25 protein-coding genes and 1 pseudogene are annotated in these 22,159 nt (G+C 68.0%); 8 read left to right on the forward strand and 18 right to left on the reverse strand.

Features of this window, described 5'->3' with window-relative positions; translation table 11 throughout:
- The first annotated feature begins 35 nt into the window (after nt 1-35).
- A complete protein-coding gene (locus QA861_RS00945; RefSeq protein WP_334586257.1) occupies nt 36-1,757 on the forward strand; it encodes an ATP-dependent nuclease in 1,722 nt (573 codons plus the stop codon).
- Nucleotides 1,758-1,814: 57 nt separating this feature from the next.
- Here the strand turns inward: QA861_RS00945 and QA861_RS00950 are convergent, their stop codons facing one another.
- The 12 genes from QA861_RS00950 to QA861_RS01000 all read right to left on the reverse strand — a co-directional run bounded on the left by QA861_RS00950 (nt 1,815) and on the right by QA861_RS01000 (nt 9,161).
- A complete protein-coding gene (locus tag QA861_RS00950) occupies nt 1,815-1,943 on the reverse strand; it encodes a hypothetical protein (RefSeq protein ID WP_334586258.1) in 129 nt (42 codons plus the stop codon).
- Complete coding sequence (locus QA861_RS00955) at nt 1,940-2,473, reverse strand: hypothetical protein (protein ID WP_334586259.1); 534 nt, start codon at nt 2,471-2,473, stop codon at nt 1,940-1,942. Before QA861_RS00955 ends, QA861_RS00950 begins: the two co-directional genes overlap by 4 nt.
- A gap of 87 nt (nt 2,474-2,560) precedes the next feature.
- The gene (locus QA861_RS00960) at nt 2,561-2,695 is read right to left on the reverse strand and encodes a hypothetical protein (RefSeq protein WP_334586260.1); all 135 of its coding nucleotides are present in this window, start codon (nt 2,693-2,695) and stop codon (nt 2,561-2,563) included.
- Nucleotides 2,696-2,713: 18 nt separating this feature from the next.
- Nucleotides 2,714-2,998, reverse strand: coding sequence for a hypothetical protein (locus QA861_RS00965; protein ID WP_334586261.1), 285 nt, complete (start codon nt 2,996-2,998; stop codon nt 2,714-2,716).
- Nucleotides 2,998-3,189, reverse strand: a complete 192-nt coding sequence (locus tag QA861_RS00970; protein WP_334586262.1) for a hypothetical protein — start codon at nt 3,187-3,189, stop codon at nt 2,998-3,000. Before QA861_RS00970 ends, QA861_RS00965 begins: the two co-directional genes overlap by 1 nt.
- Nucleotides 3,190-3,244: 55 nt before the next feature.
- Complete coding sequence (locus tag QA861_RS00975) at nt 3,245-3,793, reverse strand: Pycsar system effector family protein (RefSeq protein ID WP_334586263.1); 549 nt, start codon at nt 3,791-3,793, stop codon at nt 3,245-3,247.
- Nucleotides 3,790-4,689 (reverse strand): hypothetical protein, encoded by a 900-nt coding sequence (locus tag QA861_RS00980; RefSeq protein ID WP_334586264.1) that lies wholly within the window; start codon nt 4,687-4,689, stop codon nt 3,790-3,792. The genes QA861_RS00975 and QA861_RS00980 overlap by 4 nt, the downstream gene beginning before the upstream one ends.
- Nucleotides 4,686-6,824, reverse strand: coding sequence for a hypothetical protein (locus tag QA861_RS00985; protein WP_334586265.1), 2,139 nt, complete (start codon nt 6,822-6,824; stop codon nt 4,686-4,688). The genes QA861_RS00980 and QA861_RS00985 overlap by 4 nt, the downstream gene beginning before the upstream one ends.
- Nucleotides 6,817-7,632, reverse strand: a complete 816-nt coding sequence (locus QA861_RS00990; protein ID WP_334586266.1) for a nucleotidyl cyclase domain-containing protein — start codon at nt 7,630-7,632, stop codon at nt 6,817-6,819. Before QA861_RS00990 ends, QA861_RS00985 begins: the two co-directional genes overlap by 8 nt.
- Before the next feature lie 97 nt (nt 7,633-7,729).
- Nucleotides 7,730-8,431 (reverse strand): Crp/Fnr family transcriptional regulator, encoded by a 702-nt coding sequence (locus QA861_RS00995; protein WP_334586267.1) that lies wholly within the window; start codon nt 8,429-8,431, stop codon nt 7,730-7,732.
- 345 nt (nt 8,432-8,776) lie between these two features.
- Nucleotides 8,777-8,941 (reverse strand): nucleoside 2-deoxyribosyltransferase domain-containing protein, encoded by a 165-nt coding sequence (locus QA861_RS46930; protein WP_443041424.1) that lies wholly within the window; start codon nt 8,939-8,941, stop codon nt 8,777-8,779.
- 16 nt (nt 8,942-8,957) lie between these two features.
- A complete protein-coding gene (locus QA861_RS01000) occupies nt 8,958-9,161 on the reverse strand; it encodes a hypothetical protein (protein ID WP_334586268.1) in 204 nt (67 codons plus the stop codon).
- Nucleotides 9,162-9,451: 290 nt separating this feature from the next.
- Here QA861_RS01000 and QA861_RS01005 point away from each other — a divergent pair, with 290 nt between their 5' ends.
- The 3 genes from QA861_RS01005 to QA861_RS01015 are packed head-to-tail and all read left to right on the forward strand — an operon-like array spanning nt 9,452 to nt 11,245.
- Nucleotides 9,452-9,700 carry a hypothetical protein gene (locus QA861_RS01005; RefSeq protein WP_334586269.1) on the forward strand — a complete coding sequence of 83 codons (249 nt, stop codon included), beginning with the start codon at nt 9,452-9,454 and terminating at the stop codon, nt 9,698-9,700.
- Nucleotides 9,678-10,253 carry an RNA polymerase sigma factor gene (locus QA861_RS01010; RefSeq protein ID WP_334586270.1) on the forward strand — a complete coding sequence of 192 codons (576 nt, stop codon included), beginning with the start codon at nt 9,678-9,680 and terminating at the stop codon, nt 10,251-10,253. The genes QA861_RS01005 and QA861_RS01010 overlap by 23 nt, the downstream gene beginning before the upstream one ends.
- Entirely contained in the window at nt 10,253-11,245 is a 993-nt protein-coding gene (locus QA861_RS01015; RefSeq protein ID WP_334586271.1) for a hypothetical protein, read from the forward strand. Before QA861_RS01010 ends, QA861_RS01015 begins: the two co-directional genes overlap by 1 nt.
- Nucleotides 11,246-11,794: 549 nt before the next feature.
- Here QA861_RS01015 and QA861_RS01020 read toward each other — a convergent pair.
- Together QA861_RS01020 and QA861_RS01025 are read right to left on the reverse strand one after the other, a co-directional pair.
- The gene (locus tag QA861_RS01020; RefSeq protein ID WP_334586272.1) at nt 11,795-13,012 is read right to left on the reverse strand and encodes an IS110 family RNA-guided transposase; all 1,218 of its coding nucleotides are present in this window, start codon (nt 13,010-13,012) and stop codon (nt 11,795-11,797) included.
- Between the two features lie 306 nt (nt 13,013-13,318).
- Nucleotides 13,319-13,813: a lamin tail domain-containing protein gene (locus tag QA861_RS01025; protein ID WP_334586273.1), complete on the reverse strand. Its 495-nt coding sequence runs from the start codon at nt 13,811-13,813 to the stop codon at nt 13,319-13,321.
- A gap of 271 nt (nt 13,814-14,084) precedes the next feature.
- On the opposite strand from QA861_RS01025, the gene QA861_RS01030 reads away from it, so the two are divergent.
- Entirely contained in the window at nt 14,085-15,329 is a 1,245-nt protein-coding gene (locus QA861_RS01030; RefSeq protein ID WP_334586274.1) for an IS256 family transposase, read from the forward strand.
- Between the two features lie 561 nt (nt 15,330-15,890).
- Here QA861_RS01030 and QA861_RS01035 read toward each other — a convergent pair.
- The 4 genes from QA861_RS01035 to QA861_RS01050 form a co-directional block, all read right to left on the reverse strand.
- The gene (locus QA861_RS01035; protein WP_334586275.1) at nt 15,891-16,889 is read right to left on the reverse strand and encodes a helix-turn-helix domain-containing protein; all 999 of its coding nucleotides are present in this window, start codon (nt 16,887-16,889) and stop codon (nt 15,891-15,893) included.
- Between the two features lie 3 nt (nt 16,890-16,892).
- The gene (locus tag QA861_RS01040) at nt 16,893-17,114 is read right to left on the reverse strand and encodes a hypothetical protein (protein WP_334586276.1); all 222 of its coding nucleotides are present in this window, start codon (nt 17,112-17,114) and stop codon (nt 16,893-16,895) included.
- Nucleotides 17,115-17,585: 471 nt separating this feature from the next.
- The gene (locus tag QA861_RS01045; RefSeq protein ID WP_334586277.1) at nt 17,586-18,350 is read right to left on the reverse strand and encodes a helix-turn-helix domain-containing protein; all 765 of its coding nucleotides are present in this window, start codon (nt 18,348-18,350) and stop codon (nt 17,586-17,588) included.
- 71 nt (nt 18,351-18,421) lie between these two features.
- Entirely contained in the window at nt 18,422-18,595 is a 174-nt protein-coding gene (locus QA861_RS01050) for a hypothetical protein (RefSeq protein WP_334590678.1), read from the reverse strand.
- Nucleotides 18,596-18,664: 69 nt separating this feature from the next.
- Here QA861_RS01050 and QA861_RS01055 point away from each other — a divergent pair.
- The 3 genes and pseudogenes from QA861_RS01055 to QA861_RS01065 form a co-directional block, all read left to right on the forward strand.
- A pseudogene (locus tag QA861_RS01055) lies at nt 18,665-19,178 on the forward strand (pentapeptide repeat-containing protein); the annotation flags it as partial.
- A 177-nt stretch (nt 19,179-19,355) separates the two neighbouring features.
- Nucleotides 19,356-19,880, forward strand: a complete 525-nt coding sequence (locus QA861_RS01060; RefSeq protein WP_334586278.1) for a hypothetical protein — start codon at nt 19,356-19,358, stop codon at nt 19,878-19,880.
- A gap of 615 nt (nt 19,881-20,495) precedes the next feature.
- On the forward strand, nt 20,496-21,908 hold the full coding sequence (locus QA861_RS01065) for a hypothetical protein (protein WP_334586279.1): 1,413 nt from the start codon (nt 20,496-20,498) through the stop codon (nt 21,906-21,908).
- Nucleotides 21,909-22,159 lie beyond the last annotated feature (251 nt).

Genomic DNA, 22,159 nt, shown 5'->3' on the forward strand with positions numbered 1-22,159 from the left:
GGCGCTCGCGCATCCGAAGGCACGGCAGGAGCACGATGTCCATCTCCTTCTCCGTCTCGACCATCACACTGACCGACGGCACCACCATCAGCCCGCCCGCCAGCGGCATGACTGTGTTCATCGGACCGAACAACAGCGGCAAGTCCCTGCTACTCCGGGAGCTTTCTCCCCGAATCACCACGCCGACCACTGGCGACTGGAAGTGGGTGTCCGCGGTCGACTCGACCAGTGTTGGCAGCGGTGCAGAGTTTCTAAGCTGGGTCGCGGAGCGGGGCCACAGGACCTACCTCCCGAATGCGCAGCACGCGCGACCAACGTTGCGGGGAGGTCCGCGGGCGGACAGCGCAGTACAAGCGGACAGCGCCGCAATCTGGTGGGAGATGGGACAGTTCCAGGATCTCCGCAGCATGCTCGTGACGGAGCAGTGGACTCACGAGCGCCTTAGCGTGCTCGCGACAGCAACCAACTGGGACCATGCTGAGCCTGCCGGGACCCCCGTGCAGTACCTGTACGAGGACCCGGAGCTTAAGAAGGAGTTGTCCCAGTACACGGTGGAGGCCTTCGGGGAGCCACTCGCTGTGGACTGGACCAGCCCGACGATCGTGTTGCGTGTCGGAAGCACCGGCATGGACGACGGCACTCCGCCTACGCCCGACCTCGTCCGGGCGTACCGCGGGCTGCCGACGCTCACGGAACAGGGAGACGGCTTCAAGGCGTTTGTGCAGATCCTGCTGCATACGGTGCTCCGGCCTGCACCGGTCATCCTGATCGACGAACCGGAAGCGTTCCTTCACCCGCCTCAAGCTCGCCTTCTTGGGCGGAAGCTGGCGCAGATGTCGGGGCAGACTCAAGTCTTCGTCGCGACGCACAGCGCCGATTTCCTGGCCGGCGTGCTGGACGCTCAGGACGCTCGCCCGCTTGCTCTGGTCCGGCTCGACCGGTCCTCCGGCAATCCGCGCGCGTGCCAGCTGGAACCTGACGCCGTCTCCGATCTGCTGTGCACACCGCTGCTGCGCTACTCCAACATGCTGTCCGGCCTCTTCTATGACCGGGTCGTGCTCTGCGAGGCCGAGGGCGACTGCCAGTTCTACGCCGCGACCTTCGATGTCACCCGCGACACTTCAGCACCCCACGAGAACACGATCTTTCTCCACACCAGCGGCAAGGACCGTCTCGCCGATACGGCCCGAAGGCTCCGCACCTTCGGGATCCCTACAGCCGTCATCGCCGACTTCGATCTCCTCAACGACTACACGACCGTCCGCAACGCCATGACCGCGCTGGGCGGCACAGTTCGCGACATGAGCGCCGACATCAAAACACTCAACGACCACGCCAACGCCGAACGCAACGTCCCCACCGTGGCCAGCTTCCGTAAGCAGATGGAACAGGTACTGACCGGCCGCGGGAACAGACAGCTCACCGACTCGATGATCGAGACGATGGGCGATCTCCTCAAAGGCTCGTCCGGCTGGGGTGCCCTGAAGAAGAGCGGGCTCAAGGCGCTCAACGGCGACGTGTACGCCGCCGCCGAGCGCCTGCTGAAAAACACCGCGGCGCACGGACTCTTCGTCGTCCCCTGCGGCGAACTTGAACAGTGGGTACGCAACATTCCGTCGAAGAACAAGGCCCGATGGCTCGACGGAGTCTTCAACGGGACAGACCGCTGGTACCAGAACCCAACCAACGAACTGCAGGACTTCTGCCAGCAGATCCGCTCCTACCTCAACCCCCAGCACACCGCCGACCAGCCGTAGTCCCAGACTGACCGCTGACAGACCGGCGGCCACCGATCGGCCACCGCGCGCTGTTCCTCACCTCAGCGGCCGCGTCATCCGGGCGGCCACCAACTCGTCTTCGAGCTCTGCGATCCGGTCGAGGTCGGAGTCGGGGTCCGCCTGCGCGGCAGCAAGGATGTCGAGTTGGCTGGCAGTGTCGTTCACAGGGCAGTCCTCCAGCGGGGCGCGTCGCAGTCGGGCCGATCCGGGCTGGCGAAGTGGAACGGCACACCGAGCTGCTCGGCCAGGGCACGACCAACAGTCCGGGCTTCCTGCGCTTCGGGCCATGGCGGGACCGTGCCGTTGAACAGCCGCAGGTCACCGCCGTGCCGGATGATGGCGACCCGGTGCTCGGCAGCCGGGTGATCGGTGAGCGCCAACAGGTCCACGCACCAGCCATCGGTGTCACCGTCCCACAGCGCCTCGATGGCCACCGTCTGGCCGGGCAAGGTCTTGACCTTCTCCATGAGCGTCACCGGATTCAGCGGCGGGGTCGGATATCGCTCGAACCGTCGGCCCAGCTCCTGGTAGCGCTCTGCCACCATATCGAGCGTTTCATACAGGTACGGCCTGGATTCGTCCGGGAAGGCCTCGCGTACGCGGGCGACTGCCGCAAGCCGGTGGTCCTCGTGGATCAGACCGTCCACAGCGGAGCGCTCGGCGGCCGACAGCATGGCCCACATCGGGGAGTCCATGACCGTATTCAAGCCGTCCCGTCTACGCGCCCCCGACTCGGGTCGTCATAGCCGAGACTGGGGAAGAGGCATTGTTGGGACCTTGCGCTATTCCTTGGAGTCGGTGCTCTCGCAGGCTGCGAGGCAGTCCGCCCCGTCGTCCTGCACGAACCGGGCCCAGCGGTGGGCGGTGCTGGCGGCGAGGCCGAACAGGCCGCTGACCACGATCGGCGGGAACGTCACACCTCACGTGCCACAGGCTCAGCTTGGTGCTTCAGCGCCGCCACCGTGGCGTACTCGTTCCAGGGTCTGTTCGTGCAAAGCGGCGAGGCTCTGTGGTGGAGCCGGGAGGGGGCTGCCGGTGAGGGTGTACCACTCGTCTGCGTCCGTGTACTGGACGGCGAGGTGGGCGCGTCCGTCGGCAAGGAGCCGGGTGGCGATGGTGAGGTCGCCGGTGATGACGCCGACCTCGTCCGTCATCGCGCCACCGGGACCGGCCTTCACCTCGCTGACGATCTGCTCCGGCTGCGGGGGATGTGCGTTCATCAGGAGCAGGTACCCAGCATGTCGGTGATCGTGACCTTCTCATTCCCGGTCACCGACAGCTCGTAGACGGACTTCACCGACACCCAGGCGCGGGCGTAGGTGCACCAGTACGTTTTCGACGGCGGCTGCCACTCGTCCGGGCCCTGGTCGCCCTTAGGGCCTCCGGTGCAGCGCAAAGGTTGCGAAGCCAACTCGTCTGCACCGGAGGCTCTGTTGTCGCAGTTCTACGCCGTGTCGCCGGTTGTCTCACGTTGTAGTCGAGCAGGCCAGGGCGATGAACCAAGCGATGAAGAGGATCGCCGCAGCTGTGGTCGTACAGATTGCCCATCTCAAGTGCCGGAGTTTGCGCACATTGAGGCGTGCCAGGAGGCGGGCGTGCTGCCAGGCGTCACGTGATGGGGTACGGGGCGGGGTGGCGGCGGTGTCGAGATCGTTCGCCGCCAGCCAGGGGTAGGAGAAGCGGCTTTGGGTGAATGCGTCCAGTCGGGGCAAAATGGCGGCTGCCAGTTCGGTGAGGGCCGCGGCAAGGGCCGTAAGGCTCGCAGCCAGGAGGAATGCAGGCAGCGGTGTACCGAAAGCGCTGCGGTCCCAGGTGTGGTGGATCATGTCGGCCTGGCTGAGAAGTCCGACTACGACGGTGCTGGCCATGGCGGCCACCAAGGTGGACTTGGTGTCGATGGCGACGGCCCAGCGTCCGATGTCTTCGATCGCCCGCAGAGCCTGTGCGAGTTCGTGATCGTGCGTTGCTGGGGCGGGAGGCGCTGTGGCGTGGGGCTCGCGCTTGTCGGGGGTCACGGTGCGTCCTTCTGGTGCGGCACGCCGTCGAGGAGGCCCAGTTCCTCGATCAGCGCGCGGCCTGGTTGTCCTCCTGCCCGGGCCAGTCCGAGGGCGGTGTATTTGCGGACCTGTTGGCGTTCGAAGCCGGTCATGCCCTCGAAGAGGGTCAGCAGGTGCCGCTCGTCGGGGCCCGGGCCGGCGGTCGGCGCGGGTGTGATCTTTTGGACCGCTTCGATGATCCGGGGCACGTCGTCGGGGCGGTGCATGAGCCAGAACGCGAGCAGCGCGGTCGGCCCCTGTTCGACGAGGTCTCGGTAGAACGTCAGGCGGGCGTGCTGGACCTGGTGATTTTGCTCTGTGACCGCGACTTCCCACTGGGCGTCGTGCAGTTGGGCCCTGCGCTCTTCGGGAACGGCGTCTTCGATGAGGAGGAGGGTGCCGTGGCCGTAGGTGATGCCGATGTCCTGCAAGTGCACAGGGGTGCTCATGGACGCGGTGAGTTTCTCCTCGAGCGTCTCGCGGTCGGCAGTGTGGGCGTTGGTCAGGGTGGCGTGTACCAGGGTTTCGATCTCGCGGCGTACGAGCGGAACGCAGTCGAAGAGGTGTCTGGCGGCTACGAGATGGGGGTTGTCGGCCCACCAGGACACGGTGATCTGGGCCTGCCATAACCGGCGGGCGGCACCGTCCCATACCGGGAGGGTGAAGGACTCCCCCTGTTTGGTCAGACGTACCCAGTACGCCTCCTCGGCCTGTACAAGCTGCGCGAGGGAAGCCGAGTGGCGCGTGGGCTGTGGTTGTGCCGGCGAGTCGTCGGTGACGGCGACCAGAGCGCGGTCTCGGTGGCGTCCCAGTTTGTGAGCGAGGTAGGCGAGTGTCCGGGGTCCGGTCACCGGTTCGATCAGCGGGGTGGTCATGCGGGTCCTCCACAGGCCAGTGCGGGTTCTTCGAAGGCGCGCAGTGCGGGGCGGAGCGTTTCCAGGTCCTCGGCGTGGGGTTGTTCGTGTGCCAGGCGGGTCAGGTCGTAGGCCAGCCGTTCGGTGTCCAGGTGCCGGAGATTGGTGAAGATCGTCTCAATCAGGTCGCGGACCAGGGTGTGCTGTGGGTGACCGCGGACGGCGAACAGCCAGCCGGTGATCCAGTCCAGGACTCGTCCGTAGCCGGCCGGGTGTGCGCTCAGCGCAGCGAGTGCGGTGGCTGCGGCGTGTGCGGCCTCGGGATCGCTGAGCACGGTTGCCGTCTGCTCCGGCAATCCCGTACCGGCGTGGGCGGGGCGCTGGTAGGTGACGGTCAGCAGCCCGGATACGAGGTCGGCTGCGGTGCCGCAGCGCTGGTCGTCGCTCAGGTCCCAGGCCGCCAGTTGATGCAGTAGAGCGGCCGGTCCCGACGTGGCGCCCGCGCGGTGCAGGGCGAGGAGCCCGTTGACGGCGGCCTGCGCCACCTCCCGTTCTTCGGCACGGGCCAGTTCCATCAGGCGGCGCAGGGCCGTCTGCGGGTAGGCGAGTCCGTAGGCGGTGCCGTAGGCGAGAGCTGCGGTGCGGCGTAGTTCTTTGCCCGCGTCGGCACGGCTGAAGCTGCCCAGTAGACGGCGGACCTGAGTGGCGATGGCGGGGTCGTGTGCGGCGGCGGCGCCCAGGGCTCGGGCGGCCAGTTCCTGGCGCGGCCGGTCCTGGCGTGCCCATCGTCGTAGTGGCGCGAGTGCTTGGTGGCCGGTGGTGGCCGCGGTGAGGAAGCCGGCTGCGGCGCCCGCCAGGTCCTGCAGGTCCCCACGCAGAGGGGTCGCGGCAAGCCAGTTCAGCAGCGGGTCTCGGAGGGTCGGGTACTCCCGCCAGGCATGGTCCAGGGCCGGCTGGGCCCAGCCGGGGCGAAGGAAGCGGACACGCTCCAGGTTGTAGCGGGGGAAGCTGCCGCTGGAGGCGGCCGGCTCAGGGGCGGCTCGGATCGCGTCCAGTTCCTTGCTGCTGCCCGGTGGTGGCCAAGCGGACCCGGCCGGGGCCTCGGAGCCAGATGCCAGGACGGCCTCCAGAGCGGTGGCGCGATCGGCTATGACGCCGCGGTCCTGTCCCTCGAACACTGCGGTGGCGAGCATCCAGGCCCAGGTGCGCACGTTGGGGTGGGAGGTGAACCAGTCGGCGATGCCTGCGTGGTCGCGATCCCGCACCGCGTCGAGCACGTCGGTCTTGGCGTAGCGGCCGAGGGCGGCGCCGGCCAGGTCACGGGCCACGGCGGCCGCCTGGCCGGGGCCCGGCACCAGGCGCAGCGCGTCCAGGACGTCGTCGTCGAGGAGGCCGGGGTGGTTGTCGGCCCAGCCGGGTCCGAGGTGGTGTGCCAGGTGGTTGCGGGCCACGGTTACGGGATCGGGGGCGGTGCAGGAGATCAGGTAGGGGCGCCAGATTCCCGTGATGGCCCGCATGGGTGCAGAGGGCGGCTGGGTCAGCACGACGGCCAGGTAGGCGCCGGTGGCGCGCAGTGCGTTGAGCAGCACCTGAAGGCGTGCCGGGGTGATGGCGAGCTGGTCGGCATCGTCCAGGTCCAGCAGGTAGCAGGTGCCCGGGCGGAGCTCGTCGGTCAGGTCCTCGAGGGACTGTTCGGCGTCCAGGGCCTTCACCTCGCCGGCGTCCTCCGCGTACTGCTCCAGCAGGTGCAGGGCGAACGCGCGTTTGCCTACGCCGTCGGGTCCGGTGAGCAGGACGAGATGGCGGCGGACCGTCTGGGCCGCAGCGCGGTATTCGGACGGTTCGACGAACGTGGTGGTGACGAAGTCCCGTTCGGCACGCCGTACGGTGCCGGCGCGCACCGGCAGCTCCAGTGCGGCCGAGCCGGGCAGTTGTGCGGTGACGCCGTCATGGACGGTGGAGTTGATCAGCAGGTTTCCGACGATGCTGAGGAAAGGCGCGACAGGGATGGACGGCGCCTGCTGTTCCTCTGCGTCGAACTCGTCCTCGGGGTCCTCGCCTGCAGAAATTTCCGGTAAGGCATCGCGAGCGGCGCCGGTGGCGGGCGTACCAGCGTCGGCGGGACCGTCGTCGTCAGGGAGGTCGGGGTTAGGCATCTCGACCGCCTCGGACCTGCTTGTCACCGGCGGCGTTGTCGCCTTTGCGCCCGTGTACGTGCTCGGTGGTGGCGTTGTAGTTCATTCCGCCGTGGACGGTGCCGCCCATCATCTGGTTTCCGCTCTGCGACCCGATGTGGAATACCGGAGCGAGGGGTTCGGGCCGAGCGGGAGCAGCCGGATCTGGGGCGGGCGCGGGGGGCGCCGTCGCAGCGCTGCCGTCCGGCCTGGAGCCGAAGGCGGGGGGCAGGTCATTGGCGGGGGTATAGATCCATCCTGTCAGCGGCATCCCTTTGACCGAGTCGTGCACCTGGCGGAAGCTCTCGGCGTCGAGGTCCGTGTAGCCGTCCATCACGGCTGTCTGGAACACGGAGTCCGATACGGCGAGTGCCACGTGGGAGCGTGTGGCGGCCAGCGCCTGGCGCAGGATGTCGGCCTCCAGAAGTCGGCACAGCCGGCTTTTGGCTGTCGCCGCCCCGTCTTCGTGGACGGGCCCGGCATGGACGGCCGCACGCATCCGCAGCGCCGGTCCACCGGACAGCTTGATGCGGCGCAGTTGGTGGTTCAGGGCTTGGGCGGCGTCGATGAGGAGGTGGGTGCGCTCGTCGGTCAAGACGATGAGGAAGCCGTCCCCGGTGTCCTCGGCATCGGCCACATCACGGTCCCAGTCCAGTCCCCTCGTGCGCAGCGCATCGGACAGAGCGGTGCGGACAGTCGCGCGGATCGCCGGGAGCGTGGGTCCTTGATTGGCCGTGTACTTCTCCACGTCCACGGCGAGCAAAGCCCGGGAAGGCGGCATGTCAGGCATGAAAGTCCCCTCGTTCGCTGATGCGCTGATCGGCGCAGCGAGGGAAATCCTGCCGCTCCCACGAACGGGGCGCAGCGGATTCTTACCCTGTCCGTCTTCAGTGGCGGGCCGCCCGTCCTTCGGCGACCGCCCGCAGAGCTTCCAGGTCCGGCAGGACGAAGTGGTGGGCAGCGTCGGTTGTGACGACCTCCAGCGCCCGCAGCCGGCTCATCGCCTTGACCGTCATGTCGCGGCCGGCCGCGACCGTGGCGGCCAGTTCCGGCAGGGTCAGCCTGATGCCGATCCGTACCCCGCCATCGGTCATCGGCTCCCCCACCTGGTCGGAGAGGAACAACAACCGCCCCGCGATGCGTTCGGTCACGCTGCGGGCACGGTACTCAAGGCGCTGACGGTCCGCCTGACGCAACCGGTGCACCATCACCATGAGCATGGCCCTGCACGCCCGCGGGCTCCGGTCCAAGAATATTTCGAACCGTTCGGGCGACAACGCCCATGTCTCGACCGGCCCGACCGCGATCACACTCGCCGAGTGCTCTCCGCCGTCCAAAGCCGCCATCTCACCCAAGACCTCGCCCGGCTCCCGATAGGCGAGCACGACCTCGGCCCCTTCGTCGGTGGACGTCACCACTTTGACGCGGCCTCCCACCAGCAGCATCACCCGGCGCGCGTTCTCCCCCTCACGTAACAGCACCTCACCGTCACCGAACCGGCGCACCTGCCCCAGCTCGCGCCACTGGGCCCGCTCATCCGCCGTCAAAAGACGACCCTGGCTGCCCTCATCCACCACCACAATGTCCACCCCGCTCCGTCGATGCTCGCCTGTGCGGACAGGATCCGAGCGCGGTGTCCCCCGGCCGCCACCGGTTGTGCACGTAGTCGGCGGCCAAGGCGCCGGCCAGGAGCTGCAGTTCATCCGTCACACCGGTCAGCGTACGAAGCCAGGGAGCAGGCTGGGCTGCCAACCCTCATCTCCGATGATGTCCGCCAGCAGCCGCTCGCACCGTGCGCATTCGGCCGCCCGCGAGGCGGCTAGGAGAGCCGCAGCCGTGCGGACGGTTGCCTGGAGCGAGTCGTGCACGGCCACGTCCGGGCGGGCGGGCGGGCGGGCCGAAGTTGCTCCAGGATGTCCAGGCGGCGCGAGTATTCAGGATGGGCACCGACCGCGAGGCCGGGTGCCGCGAGCAGCGTGCGCTCCCAGTTCGTACAGGGCGATGGGCTGGACGGCTTCAGCGCGGAACCAGAAGAGGATCACGTCGGCGATGCGGAGATGCTCGTACTCCCAAGCGGTCTGCTCTCGTGCCGCTTCCACCTGGCCGGCCGGGAAATCATCGCGTCGCGGGTTGAGGACGACGGCTGGAGAGCCGATCGCGTCCGTCGAGGAGGATCAGCAGCCGCGGGCCGATGACGGCCGGGTCGGCCTCGATGCCAAGTCCGTCGGCGACGCGCACTCGGCGCCGGCCTTCCCAGCCGAACTCGATCAGAGCGTCGTGGATGTCTGCGCAGTAGGTGACGCCGGGGGTATGCCGCAATTCCAGGAGCGTCTTGCGGGTGATAGACCTCCTCGGTGGCCCGGCCGAGTTCGTCCAACTGCGCGGCCGGCACCGCGATCTGTTACCTCGCCTCCCCGGCCTGCGCGGCGATTGCCCGCTCCCGCTCCTGAAGGCGTGCCAGCACCGTCGCCTCGCTGCGGCCGCTCCACCCGACCAGACAACCGTGTGACCAGCCGAATGTCACAACTGCGTTAGAAACCAGCACTGTTGTGGTGCACGAGGTGCACGAAGGTGGGCTGGACGCCCGTAGAGAAAGGGAAAGGTGCGGCATGGAGCCTGTGATCGCCACAGCGGTAGTGACCGTGGCCATCAGTGTCGTCAACGGCATAGTGAAGATGGCTCAGCGGCGACTGAACGCCTCTGTGGAGATAGCGCGGATCACCGAGGAGGGACAGACCGACCGGGTCCGCTGCCTCACCGGGCAGAGCGCCGTGCAAGCTCTCCACCCCGGCCCTGTGAAGCCGGACCCAGCCGGCCGGAGCGGGGGTGACGGCCGTGGAGGATGTCGTCAGCACTGACATTCCGATTGCCGGTCCCCTGGAGACAACCGCTGCCCCCCTGCCAGGGATCCAGCTCGCCGGGGCACTGCACGAGGAGCAGTATCCCGCGCTGGTCCGCTTCCTGCTCCTGCACGGAGCGTCCTGGACAGAGGCGCAGGATGCCGCGCAGGACGCCTTCACCCAGATGTGCGGCCCGGACGTATCCATCAGCTATCCGCGGGCCTGGCTGCGCAAGGTGGCCTGGCGGTCCTGGGTGAAACAGCAGGTGAGACTCGAAGAGAGCTGTGAGGACCTGCCCGAGCCGCAGCTGAGCCTGCGCTGGCAGACACCGGCCCATGCCGCCGAGTTCGGAGAGGAAGAACGCCAGGTGATCTCTTTACTGCTCCAGCTCTCAGCCAAGCAGCGCGCCGCCATGGCCTGGCATCTGGATGGCTTCACCACCGAAGAGAGCGCACACGCGATGGGTACGACCCAGGCAGCCGTTCGTCAAAACCTGGCCCGTGCAAGAGCCGCTCTGAAGCAAGGCCTGGGCCTTGAAGGCCAATACGGCAATGAGAGGAGGCAGACGTGATGGGCAGCGATCCCCGCGAAGCCGAAGCGAACAGCCGCCGCGACGAAACCCTCGACACCCTGCTGGCAACGATCCATGGCCGGCTGGGCATCGCCATCACCGACCGCATCAGCGCACAAGGTGGGCCGCCCGACCTGCGCACTCCGGATCTTGCGCTGGACCGTCTCCTGGCAGCAGCCCACCGATCCACGGGAGCCGCGGTCAGCCACCGCCTGTCCCGTGACGCCAGCGCCGCCCTGGCGCAGCGGAGTTCCGCACTCCAGGCCCGCCTGGCCGCACGAGGACAGCTGTCTCGCCGGCCGGCCTCGATCCGGGTGAAACACCGTGGACAGGCTCTGCGCCTGGCGCACGCCTACTGGCCCGTCGACTTGACCCGGGCCATGCGGACGGCCGTCCGAATCCTCCAGGATCTGCATGATCTTCTGTGCGACAGCACACAGTCCCTGGACCGCGCCGACACTGCGCTGGACCAGCTCCGAGAGCACGTCGAACTCATGTCTCGGCTGCCCCAAGCGCACCGGAACTCCGTCACCCCCACCGGGCTGGACTACCTCGACGCAGTCCAGTCCGTGCTCGCATACCCGGCCGAACGGCTTGTCAGCGAACTCCATGACATCCGCGACATTCTCGATGAGGAGCTCGCCCCCACGATCGCCACCCTCGAAGCGGCCGGACACACCTACCTGTTCGGCGCCGAAGCGATTGCCCAGGACCTCATCGATGACCTGGCGCACGGCTTCGAGGCCGCCGACGCTTTGGCCAAGGCCGTCGCAGAAGTCGAACGAGCCAGCAACGACTTCATCGGAGCAGACCTCACCAACGCCAAACTGGACGGCGTGCTCCTGGAGGGCATCCTGTGGGACCGCACGACGCTGTGGCCAGCGCAGTGGGAAACCCGCGTGCGCCGGTCCTCTCTGCCGTGTGATGAAGAGGAAGGAATCCTCATCGTCGCCGCCGAAGGTTCCAACTCCGTGGTCCACGCCGACGTGTAAGCCACCTCCCCGCCCGGTGGCCGTCTGCTCCCAGGAGGTCGATGGCCACACCCGTTGACATTCCAGTTCCATACCGGGGAGCCGTAGCCGGACAGCCTCGCATCGGCGACCTCAAACGGAACGGTCTGCTCCTCCAGCCCGAGCGGCTGGCGGCGCGCTTCGCGCAGCGGGACGACCCGCTCGTGGGTCAGCATCGAGGCGCTGCCGCCCCGCCCGGTACGACGACCTGGAGACGCAGCCCGCCACCTTCGCCAGGACGCGGGAATCGGCAAGGGGACTGCGTCCGGGATGGGACTGAGCGCCTCAGTTGGAACGGCGGACGTGAGCGGGCAGGTCATGGCATTTCTGTAACACCACAGTGTGGAGCCACCCCAGTGGGTTGCCAAGATGCTCGGTCATCGTGGGCCATCTTGGAGTTTCACACCTCACGCCGACGGCGCGCCGGGCCGTTGCGGGCCGGGCGCGCCGTCATCTCAGGTGCGGGGGTGCCTCTATGTCTTTCGTCAAGGCGCGCCTGTCGGGTTTGGTGGTGGTTCAGGGTTGCTGGGGTTATGCGGCGGGCTCGACGTCTTTCGGCGTGCGGGATTCGTAGAAGGTGCCGTCGCGGAGCATGGCGAACAGGACGCTGATGCGTTGGCGGGCGAGGCGGAGGAGGGCCTGGGTGTGGGTTTTGCCGCGGGCTCGCTGGCGGTCGTAGTAGGTGCGGGAGGCCGGATCGGCGTTCATGCAGGCGAAGGCGGAGAGGAACATGGCGCGTTTGAGCTGGCGGTTGCCGCCTCGGGGTGCGTGTTCGCCGTGGACCGAGGTCCCCGACGACTTCGTGGTCGGGGCGAGTCCGGCGTAGGAGGCCAGGTGGGCGGCGGTGGGGAAGCTGGTGCCGTCGCCGACGGTGGTCAGCAGGACAGCGGCGGTCCTGACGCCGACGCCGGGCATCGAGGTCAGGACCTGGGAAAGAGGGTGGGCCTCCAGCAGGGCGTTGATCTGGGCTTCCATCGCCCTGCGCTGGGTGTGCACGGCGGTCAGGGAAGCGGCCAGGGAGGGGACGACGATGTCCAGGGTGGCGGTGCCCGGGACGACGACGGTCTGCTCGCCGAGCGCGTCGAAGACCTCGTCGATCAGCCGCTGGGCCATGCGCGGGGCCTTCGGGCGGATCAGTTCCACGAGTCTGCGGCGGCCGGCCTTGCGCAGGGCGGCCGGGGAGCCGTAGCGCTCCAGGAGCCAGGTGACGGCCTGGTGGTCCAGACGCGGTCCCAGGACGCGTTCCAGGGAGGGGTGGAACTGGGTGAGCAGGCCGCGTATGCGGTTGCTGGTGCGGGTGGCTTCGGCGGCGAGGTCCTGGTCGAAGCCGGTCAGCACGGTCAGCTCGGCGGTGATCTCGTCGGTCAGTTCCAGGGAGCGCAGGGTGTGCGGCATCGTCCGCGCGGCGTCCGCGATGACGGCCGCGTCCTTGGCGTCGGTCTTGGCCTCGCCGGGGTAGAGGTCGGCGATCCGGCGCATGGCCAGGCCGGGCAGGTAGGCCACTTGGCAGCCGGCGTCGCGGGCGACGGTCAACGGCAGGGCGCCGATGGAGGCGGGCTGGTCCACGATGACCAGGACGGTGCCGAACTTGGCGGTCAGCTTGTCGAAGACGGCCCGCAGTTTCGGTTCGCTGTTGGGCAGCGGCTTGTCGAAGACCTTCTTCCCGGGCGGGGTGAGGCCGTGGCCGTGGTGGGTCGTCTTGCCGACGTCCAGGCCGAGGAACACGCCCACGTCTTCGATCTCGAACATCGTGCCCTTTCATGGGTGTTGACGGTGCCGGCCTCGGCTCGGGTGTCGTGCTCGCGCATCCACGTTATGCAGACCTGCCGCCCGCGAACTGTCCGGCATTGCGCCGGACCGGACGGTGGCCGGACCTCTGATCAGCGTCTCCGACGAACACCCCCGGGCCCGGTGACACCACCCCCCAGGTCATGCCTTCGACAGGGGGACACAGTCATGCCGAGCCCGGAGGCCAGCGGCCCCATTGCGGAACCGCGGAAAACATAACGGGGGCTGGCGGCATGGTCAGCCGACCGTTCCCGATGGGTGGTGGTGTCAGTGGCGGGCGTCGCCGTGGCGGTGGTCGCGGTCGCGGCCCCAGGACTCGTCGTCGATGAAGCGGCCGTGGTCGTTGCGCAGGGTGGCGGTGTCACGGTCGTTGTTCCACACGTAGTTGCGGCGGTCCTGGTAGAGGTCGGTGTCGGTGTCGCGGCCCTCACCGGTGTGGATACGGACCGTGGCACGGCCCTCCAGGCGGTAGTGGTCGAACGTGTAGGTGTGACCGGAGGCGTCCTCGAGCGTCCAGCCGTCGAGGTTGACCGTGTGCCGGGTGGTGTTGGTGCCGTCCACCCACTCCTTGTTCAGCGACCTGTTCGAGCGGTCGTCACGTCCCGGGGAGTCGTACTGGACCGCCGAGATCTCCACCTTCGGACGCTGCGGGCGGACGTGGTCGGCAGCGGACGCCGGCAGCGCCGCCACCGAGACCAGAGCGCCGGCCGCGAGCACACCGGCGGCCAGACGACGGGCGGTGACAGAAGCAGAAGCGGACAAGAAGTCCCCCAGAAAGTACAGGCACCCCTCCCCCGCAAGCGGCCTTCCGGCCGCCGTGGGAGACGGTGCGGTGTGCGGGTGGCGGCCGAACTGGCCGCACACCCACACCCTGGATGGCGTCCCGCTTGATGGTGTAGGCGATCAAGGTGTGGGGGTGCGCGGGCGTATGCCCGGGGCGTGCATCCAGTGATGGCCTCTGCGACCTGCTCATAAGGCAGGCCACCGTGCAACTCTCCCTGGTGAACTGCCCGTTCAACCGTGGAGGTGCCCGATGGCCTTGTCCCAGTCTGACCTACAACGCCTGCTGGAGTCACTACGTACGGCGGACGGGCTGGAGCTCGTGCGGCATATCGCGGAGCGGATGCTGCAGGAGTTGATCGAGGCCGAGCTCAGCGGCCGGATCGGCGCCCAGTGGAACGAGCACACCGAGGACCGCACCAACTTCCGCAACGGTCACCGCGACAAGACCCTGACCAGCCAGGCCGGCGACCTGGACCTGGCCATCCCCAAGCTCCGCAGCGGGACCTTCTTCCCCAGCCTGCTGGAACGTCGGCGCCGCATCGACCAGGCCCTCTACGCGGTCATCATGGAGGCATACGTCCACGGCGTCTCCACCCGCGCCGTCGACGACCTGGTCAAGGCGCTCGGCGCGGACAGCGGCATCTCCAAGAGCGAAGTCTCACGCATCTGCGGCGACCTGGACGAAGAGCTCGGCATCTTCCGTGACCGGCCGCTGGATCACACCCGCTTCCCCTACATCTATCTCGACGCGACGTACTGCAAGGTGCGCGTGAACCACCGGATCGTCTCCCAGGCCGTCATCATCGCCACGGGCATCACCGAGGACGGCGGCCGTGAAGTCCTGGGCGTCACGGTCGGAGACACCGAGAGCGAGGTGTCCTGGAGCGAATTCCTGCGCTCGCTGCGGGCACGTGGTCTGAACGGGGTCCGCCTGGTCATCTCCGACAGTCACAGCGGCCTGGTCGCCGCGATCCGCAAGGTCATGCTCGGCGCCACCTGGCAGCGTTGTCGTGTCCATTTCCTGCGAAACGTGTTCTCGGTGATCCCCAAGGGGTCCGGTGAGATGGTTGCGGCGACCATCCGCACGATCTTCATCCAGCCGAACGCCGATGCCGTCTACCACCAGCTCGATCAGGTCGCCGACATGCTCGGCCAGCAGTTTCCCAAGGTCAAACAGATGCTTCTCGACGCCAAGGAGGACCTCACCGCCTTCGCGGGCTTCCCCGCCGCCCACTGGAAAAAGATCCAGTCATCGAATCCACTGGAGCGAATCAACCGCGAGATCAAGCGCCGCACCGACGTCGTCCAGGTCTTCCCCAACCCCGCCGCCCTCAAGCGGCTGGTCACCGCGGTGCTCAGCGAGATGCATGACGAGTGGATCGCGTTTCCCCGCCGCTACCTCTCCGAAGGCAGCATGGCCGCCGTCTACGCCGGCGAAAGCGCCGGGAACACCACCCACGAGCTCCCCAACACCCCGAACACCAGCTCCGGTTGATCGCCTACACCATCAAGCGGGACGCCATCACACCCTGCCCACCCCGTGCAGAACTTGAGTAGAAAACATGGACTGTGTTACCAGTTGCCCATATTCCTGTGACTCTCACCTGCCTCAACCATGTATGCCGCTGATGACCGAGGTTGACGACCCGGCACAATCCCGCACCCGTGCAGGAGTTGACCCCCGCCCCCGCAGCCGCCACACCACGCCACCGGGCACCGTGCAAGCCGTCACCCGAAAGTGAGTAACAGCCCCCGCCTTCACGGCAGCCGCGGGCCGGAAGCGGCACCCCGGAACCTGAACCGGTGTGCCCATCACCTGGACCGGGCACTGGCTGCGCATCGGCCTGGCTTCCGTCGCCCGCCTCAACGGCCGCGACGGAAGCGCCATCGCCGACCGGGGCGGCTGGGCCCGCCACTCCCGCTCCACGCTCGGCTACATGCAGCGCGACGACGGACGGGACGACAGCGCCTCCGCCGCGCCGGGCCAGGACCGCGCTGACCGCTGGTTGGTCCCGTTAGGGCTAACGGGACCAACCAGCCGTGAACTGCAGCTTCGTCAGGGACGCCGCGCGACGGCCGGAGCACCGTCGAAGCTCCCAACGCCGCCCCGGACTTTCACCGCCAGGCGTGAAGGCGCCCGCCTCGCTCCCGCACCACCAGTCCCGCTGACATCAGCGGTCCCAGGCACCAGGGAGGTCCGCCGCACGGTCTGCCGGGACCGGGTCGGTGGCTGCATGCGGAGCACGCTCCGGGCAGCCTCCAGGTCGGCCGGAGGCAACGCGGAGAACAATTGCGACCCGGACGCACAGACGGCGCAGGCGTTGGACATCGCCGGGTACGCCCGGGACACGTGGCTTTCCGACCTTGCCCCAGTGGGGGTGATGCGCCGGACCTCCTGTCCGTCGGGGGTGCGCGCAGGATCTGAGCGGAAGTACACCGGGGTGCCGTCCGCAAGAACGACCTCGGAGACACTGCGCCGGGCGACGACCTTGGACGTACCGCCCGGCCGATGCTCCTCGGCCCTTTCCCAGGCCTGTTCCCACTCACGGAGCGCCATCCCTTTCGCTCCGCAGGTCTGGGCGAACGCCAGGACGAACTCGCGGGTGGGGCGCCCGCCTTCCTGGCGGAGGAAGCGGCCGACGGTGGCGTGGGCCAGGATGCCCTCGCTGGCGGCCTCCAGTTCGCGGTACGGCCGGGCTCCGTCCTTCTGGTAGAGGTCGACCAGCGCCGCGCGCAGTTCCGCGAAGTTCCGTACATACCGAGAGTGCGGAACAAGCTCCCCGCAGCCGCGGACGGCCCGGTAGCGGGCGCGTTTCCACAGCCGCTCTGCCTCACCGGGGTCGGCGCCGCAGGCCACGGCGTAGGCCCGAACCGTCTTCAGCTTCGGCACCTGCTCGCCGGACGCGGCACGGATCAGCGTCGAGGCGCTGCATCCGGATCGCGCGGCGAGCTCCTTGTAGTTCAGGCCCGCCTGGCCGCGATGGCCGCGCAGGCAGCGGGTCAGTTTCTCCAGCTCCCGGTCGCACGGGGCGATGGGGTTCTCCCGTCGTCCCATCGGTCAGCCCTCCGCCGCGACCCGCTTGCCGGAGCGCGCCCGGCGGACCAGGCGCAAGCCCGTGTCCGTCGCCTCGGCGAGCAGGACCAGGACGGACAAGGCCGGCATCCCCGCGAGGGCGAGCAGCACGGCCAGGACCAGGACAACCACGACGATGGTCGCCTCGGGACCGGTCAGTGGCCGGTCGCCGGGCACCACGCAGGCGGCATGGACGGTGTGAGACATGATTTTCTCCCGTTCGGTGTCTGTTCGGGCTCCCCAACTGGCCTCTGCGCACGAGCGGTTGCCGTCACCCATGCGAGTGGCCCATCACGATGTTGACGCACCCTGGAAGGGGCTCTGACCCGGCCAGGGACTACGCCGGGTTATAGGCCCGCCCCTGTCTCACCCTGGACGCCGCGGATCCAGACCTTCACATGCGCGGACTTCGCAGGTCAGCGCTACGACTCTCCGGGCATTACGCCGCAGGCGTCTCAATCACGGTTGTCACTCGTGCGCGTACGACCGATTCTGGGTGTCGCCTCACGTGCCAAGCACTGAGGCATCCCGTCTGTCTGTGGGCTCCCCATTCGACTTCGGGACAACGTCGTGGGTGGCCGCGTTGCCGCGAGGGCCCCCGCGACCGTCGGTCCGTTCACATGCCGACACGAAGACGAGGGGCCGGCGGAATCACCGCCGGCCCCTCGTCTTCGTGTCTCAGGGCATGATCTGTTTCCGGCGGCGGTGCAGTCGGTTGCGGGTGCCGTACGGCCGCCGCCTCGGGATGGGGATCCGCTTCTTGTGCAAGGGGGTGAAGCCGCCCTTCCTCGAGGTGTCGTCGTTGTTGTGCGGAGGCTCCAGGGTGCTCTCGACACGAGCGGCCTCAAGCTCGCGGCGTTTCTCCAGCCACGCGGAGAACTCCGGGTCCTTCGGCGAGAGTCCCATACCGACGAGTACTCCGATGAGGGCGTTCTCCGTGGGGAGCTTCGTCCCCCGGAAGACGTTGCAGATCGTTGTCTGGCGTACGGCCAGGTTGTGCCGCAGGGATACGTTCGCGATCTTCTGGTAGGTCGGGTTGTGCTGCCACACCTTCAGCTGACGCAGGGCTACGGCGAACGCGTGGACGGTCATCACCTCGGAGGGCAGCATCCTCTTGACCGCTGCCCTCTGCTCGGGGGCGTCGGGCAGTCCGGCTGCCTCCCGCTGCTTGGCATCGGCGATCATCTCCCAACGCGGGCGCCAGGCGGAGGGATCCTCGCCGACCGCGCGCAGGTAGCACTTCATGGTGTCCCAGGACGGGCATTTCGTGCCCTGCGTCGCGGCCGAGAGCGTCGCCCGTGACAGACCGGACACGCCGGCGAACTGCTCCAGTGTCAGCCCCTTGTACTTGCGCAGCCGCAGCAGGTCCACGACGAGCTGTTCGAGTGCACCCTTGCTCGGGTCGACCTGCGTGGTCGGCCGGCCGGGATCCTTTCGGTTCATGGCGGTTCTCCCTTCGGGCCCCGCTGCACTGGGGTGGGGGAGGCGACCTGCCTCCCCCACCCCGGGCGCGGTCAGCCCTGCGTCTCCTGGGTGCCGGCTTCCTTAGCGGTCGCGGGATCCGGCTTACGGGACGTCATCCCGGAGACGAGCCGCTCGGCCACGAGGGTGCAGGACAGGGAGACACTGGCCGCAGTGGGAGCGTCGCAGCCGGTCTGGATGAAGCCGAACGTCGCGCCCGCGGCCATCGTGAAGGCGGCGAGGTTTCAGCTTGGCCTTGCTCAGGGCCAGGGAACGGCGCCCGCTGCCGGGAGTGGGCAGCGCGCAAGGCGTACGAAGACAGCAAGAACGAGCCTGGCGCGGCGGACTTCTACTACGGCGAGATGGAGATGCGCCGCCACGACCGCACCGGCACCACGCGCGCCGAACGCGGACTGTTGCACGGCTACTGGATGCTGTCTGGCTATGGCCTGCGCGCCTCCCGCGCCCTGTACTGGCTCGCCGCCACCATGCTCGTCACCATCGTGCTGCTGATGGGCTTCGGACTCCCGGAAGCCGACCCGAAGCAGGAAGCGACCGGCATCGTGCCACCCAGCGGAGGCAAGGTCACCTTCGAGATCGACAAAGCTGACCCTCAAAACCCACAGAGGACAGGTTCACCGGCGAACGCTTCGAAAAGCCCTGACCGTCACACTCGAATCCGTGGTCTTCCGCTCCTCCGGCCAGGACCTGACCACCACTGGCACCTACATCGAGATGGCATCGCGCCTGACCGAGCCCGTTCTTCTGGGCCTGGCTGTCCTGGCCGTCCGTAACCGCATCAAACGCTGACCAGGCGGCCCCTGTTCGGACCCGGCGTGGCCGCGCAGGGCGTGAGCGTTCACTCACACGCTGCACCGGAGGAGCCTCGTGTACGTGGTCAACGGCGCCGTGCCGTCCGGCCTGTCTCCGTAGGCTTGTTGCGCAGCCAGTGGCTGCTCTCAGGGGACGGGTGGGTGAGGAGGCAACATGTCTTCGTCGGATGGCATCGAGCGCGCGATGCGGAAACAGCGGGACGAGGAGAGGGCGGCACAGGAGGCCGAGGATCGACGGCGGGCCGAGTTGTTCGCCACAGGGGCAGAAGCAGCGCGCGGGTTCATCGAGCTGATGCGCAAGCACGGGGTGCAGCCGGAGACGGTCTACGACTACGAGCAGGTCAAGCGGCGTAAGTACCGGTTCGCCAGCCGACACAACCGGTACGAGACCATCGAGCAGTACACACCTGTCGGTAATGGATGGGTGGTGCAGTACAGCCTTACTGAATACGACGAGCCGTGGCTGATCAAATGCCTGCAAGAGGACGGGAAGGTAAGAGATTGCACCTGGCACCGCCCAGGCAACAGCGGCTTCCCGACTGAAGGTCTACTTCCGCCAGCGCCGCGTAGCGCGATCCCGAAGCATGGACGGCTTGGCGCACAGAGGGGGTATCAGCCAGGCGCGCCGACCGTGACGGTCGAGCAGTACGCCACGGCCGCACGGTGGTACCTGGGATAGAGATCGCACACCTCCGTCATCCGATATCACCCATAGACTCACTGTGTCGCCGCTGGCTGAGGGCCCGGGGCTCCTCCCTTCAATGCACGAGGAGGCCCCCTGAGCAAGTGCTGCGGCCGAGCCCCTGCAACTGCCGTGCAACCGCTGGCCCGGCGTCACTGTCGACGGATGGGCAGGTGCCCGTCCCTCCTCACCAACGACCGGCTGTCCCTCTGGCAGCGTGTCCATAGACGTCGCCGCCGTGTCGGTCGGTGACATCGATTGGGGCCCGCGGAGGCGCCTTGCTGGAGCCGGAAGAGCACGCCGCAGCCAAGCTCCGGGAGCCCCCGGGATCGGGCGCCGGTGCGCACTGCGTGCCCCAGGCTGGACGAACTCCTCCTCACTCGATCGGGTGAAAGTCGCTGCCGCGGGGCCCGCGTTGCCCATACTCGGTAGGACGAACTGGTATCGAGGGGGCGGCTGTTGCGCTTGAAGATCTATGTTACCGAGGGGGACATTGCCGATCATCGGTGGCGACCGGGCGACGAGGCGTACAACAGACTGTTCGCTGATGACGGGCCATTCGCCGAGCCGGGTACGGAACGCTGGCGGGCCCTTGGCCGGCACGTTGACGGGATGATGATCGACGTTTCCGTGCCGGAGTGCGCGACGGTCGGCGAGCTCATGCAGGCGGCCTTCGCCGAAGCACGTGCAACGAAGGTCTCACGCTGGCCGACAAAGCCGTTGGACATGTGGCTCGACGATGCCGTGACCAGCGAGAAGCTACCGGCCGACCAGCGCATCGCCGACCTCGGCCTGGCCGAGGACGACCCGCTGGTGCTGTGCGTTGAGCATCCTCAAGAGGAGCTGTACAGGCTCGCCCCCATCAAGGACTCGGCCGCGCTGATCCGCAGGCTTGAACTCGCCGAGGGGGTTCTCCCGCCGGACGGTGGCCCGCGTCTGTGGGGCGTGTTGCTGTACACCGATGCCGACACGGAACTGGCGGCCTACGTCCGTACGCATTTCGACGATCTGAACGCCCTCTCCGGCCCGGCGACCCGGGTGTTCGTCGTCGAGCGGCCCACTGACTGGAGTACGGCCAAGAGGTACTGGCGGGGGCACCTGGAACCGGAGCTGTACCGGACGTTGGCCATGATGAGGTGGCTGAACTGGCGGCCCTACGACCGCCAAGGCGCCTACGAGATCGCCGACTTCATGGGGCTCGACCACACGCTCCTGCCGTGTCTGGTGTTCTTCCAGCCGACCGGAGGGTCACCGGCCGAGGCGGAGAAGGTCGTGTTCCGCATCGAGGACGTCTCGGTCGGCTCCTTCCGCTCTCTGTTCGGTGGTATCGCGACAGCACTCCGCGCCATGCGCGACACCTCTGCTCCCAGCATCCATGCGGAGATGCGCGCAGAGGAGACCGTGGCTCATGAGCGGTTTGAGGAGTGGTTCGCCGAAATCCAGCGGCAAGATCCCGAGTGGTGGCGCAAGCCGCTGCCCACCAGGCCCAAGCCGTCGCCCCAGGACGTACTGGGTATCCTCGCCACCACGGGACGGGCCGCCGACGCCGAGGCGTTCGCGCGCGTACGCGCGGCGGCGGATGCCATCAAGGGCCGACTGAGCACCGTACAGTCGTCCCGCGCGGATCACGCCCATACGTTCGTCAACTGCCGAGTCGTCGTCACGTCAGGAGCAGCGGTGTCGGAGAACTTCATCTTCCAGGGCGAGAAGACCACGTTCGTCAACCGCCCGAAGGACACGGTGATTCGCGACTTCCAGAACACGTACGGGCCGAGCGCGGGCGGTGATGATCTGACCCGGCTCCTCGAACTGGTTCTGTCCAGCAGGACCTTGTCCGACGACCAGCGCGACGAGGCGGCCGGCACGGTACACGACCTGGCTCGCCTCACCAGCGAACCCGAACCGGACGTGCCCGCCGTCCGTACCCGCATGGACCGCCTCCGCGAACTGCTGGCCAGCAGCGCGGACATCGCGCAACCCGCCCTGGTCATCATCGCGTCGGTGGCAGCGCTCTTCGGGAGCTGATCGGAGGTCACGCCTCCTCAAGCGGTGACCGCGCTTCACCCCGGCGCCGTCTGCTGCCGCGCCGCTAGCGCCGCTGACCAACGTTGCGTCGGCGTGGTCCGGCGCGGGACGACGCTGGGCGTACAAACCACGCCACCTTCACGGGAGGCGATCTTCACAGATCAGGGCCGCTTCGAGACGCCTCGGTGGTCCCAAATGACGTGGCCGTAGCCACCGTGAGTCGCGGCGCAGGCCCGCCTCCTACTAGCAGT

The organism is Streptomyces sp. B21-083 (assembly GCF_036898825.1).
GTDB lineage: Bacteria > Actinomycetota > Actinomycetes > Streptomycetales > Streptomycetaceae > Streptomyces.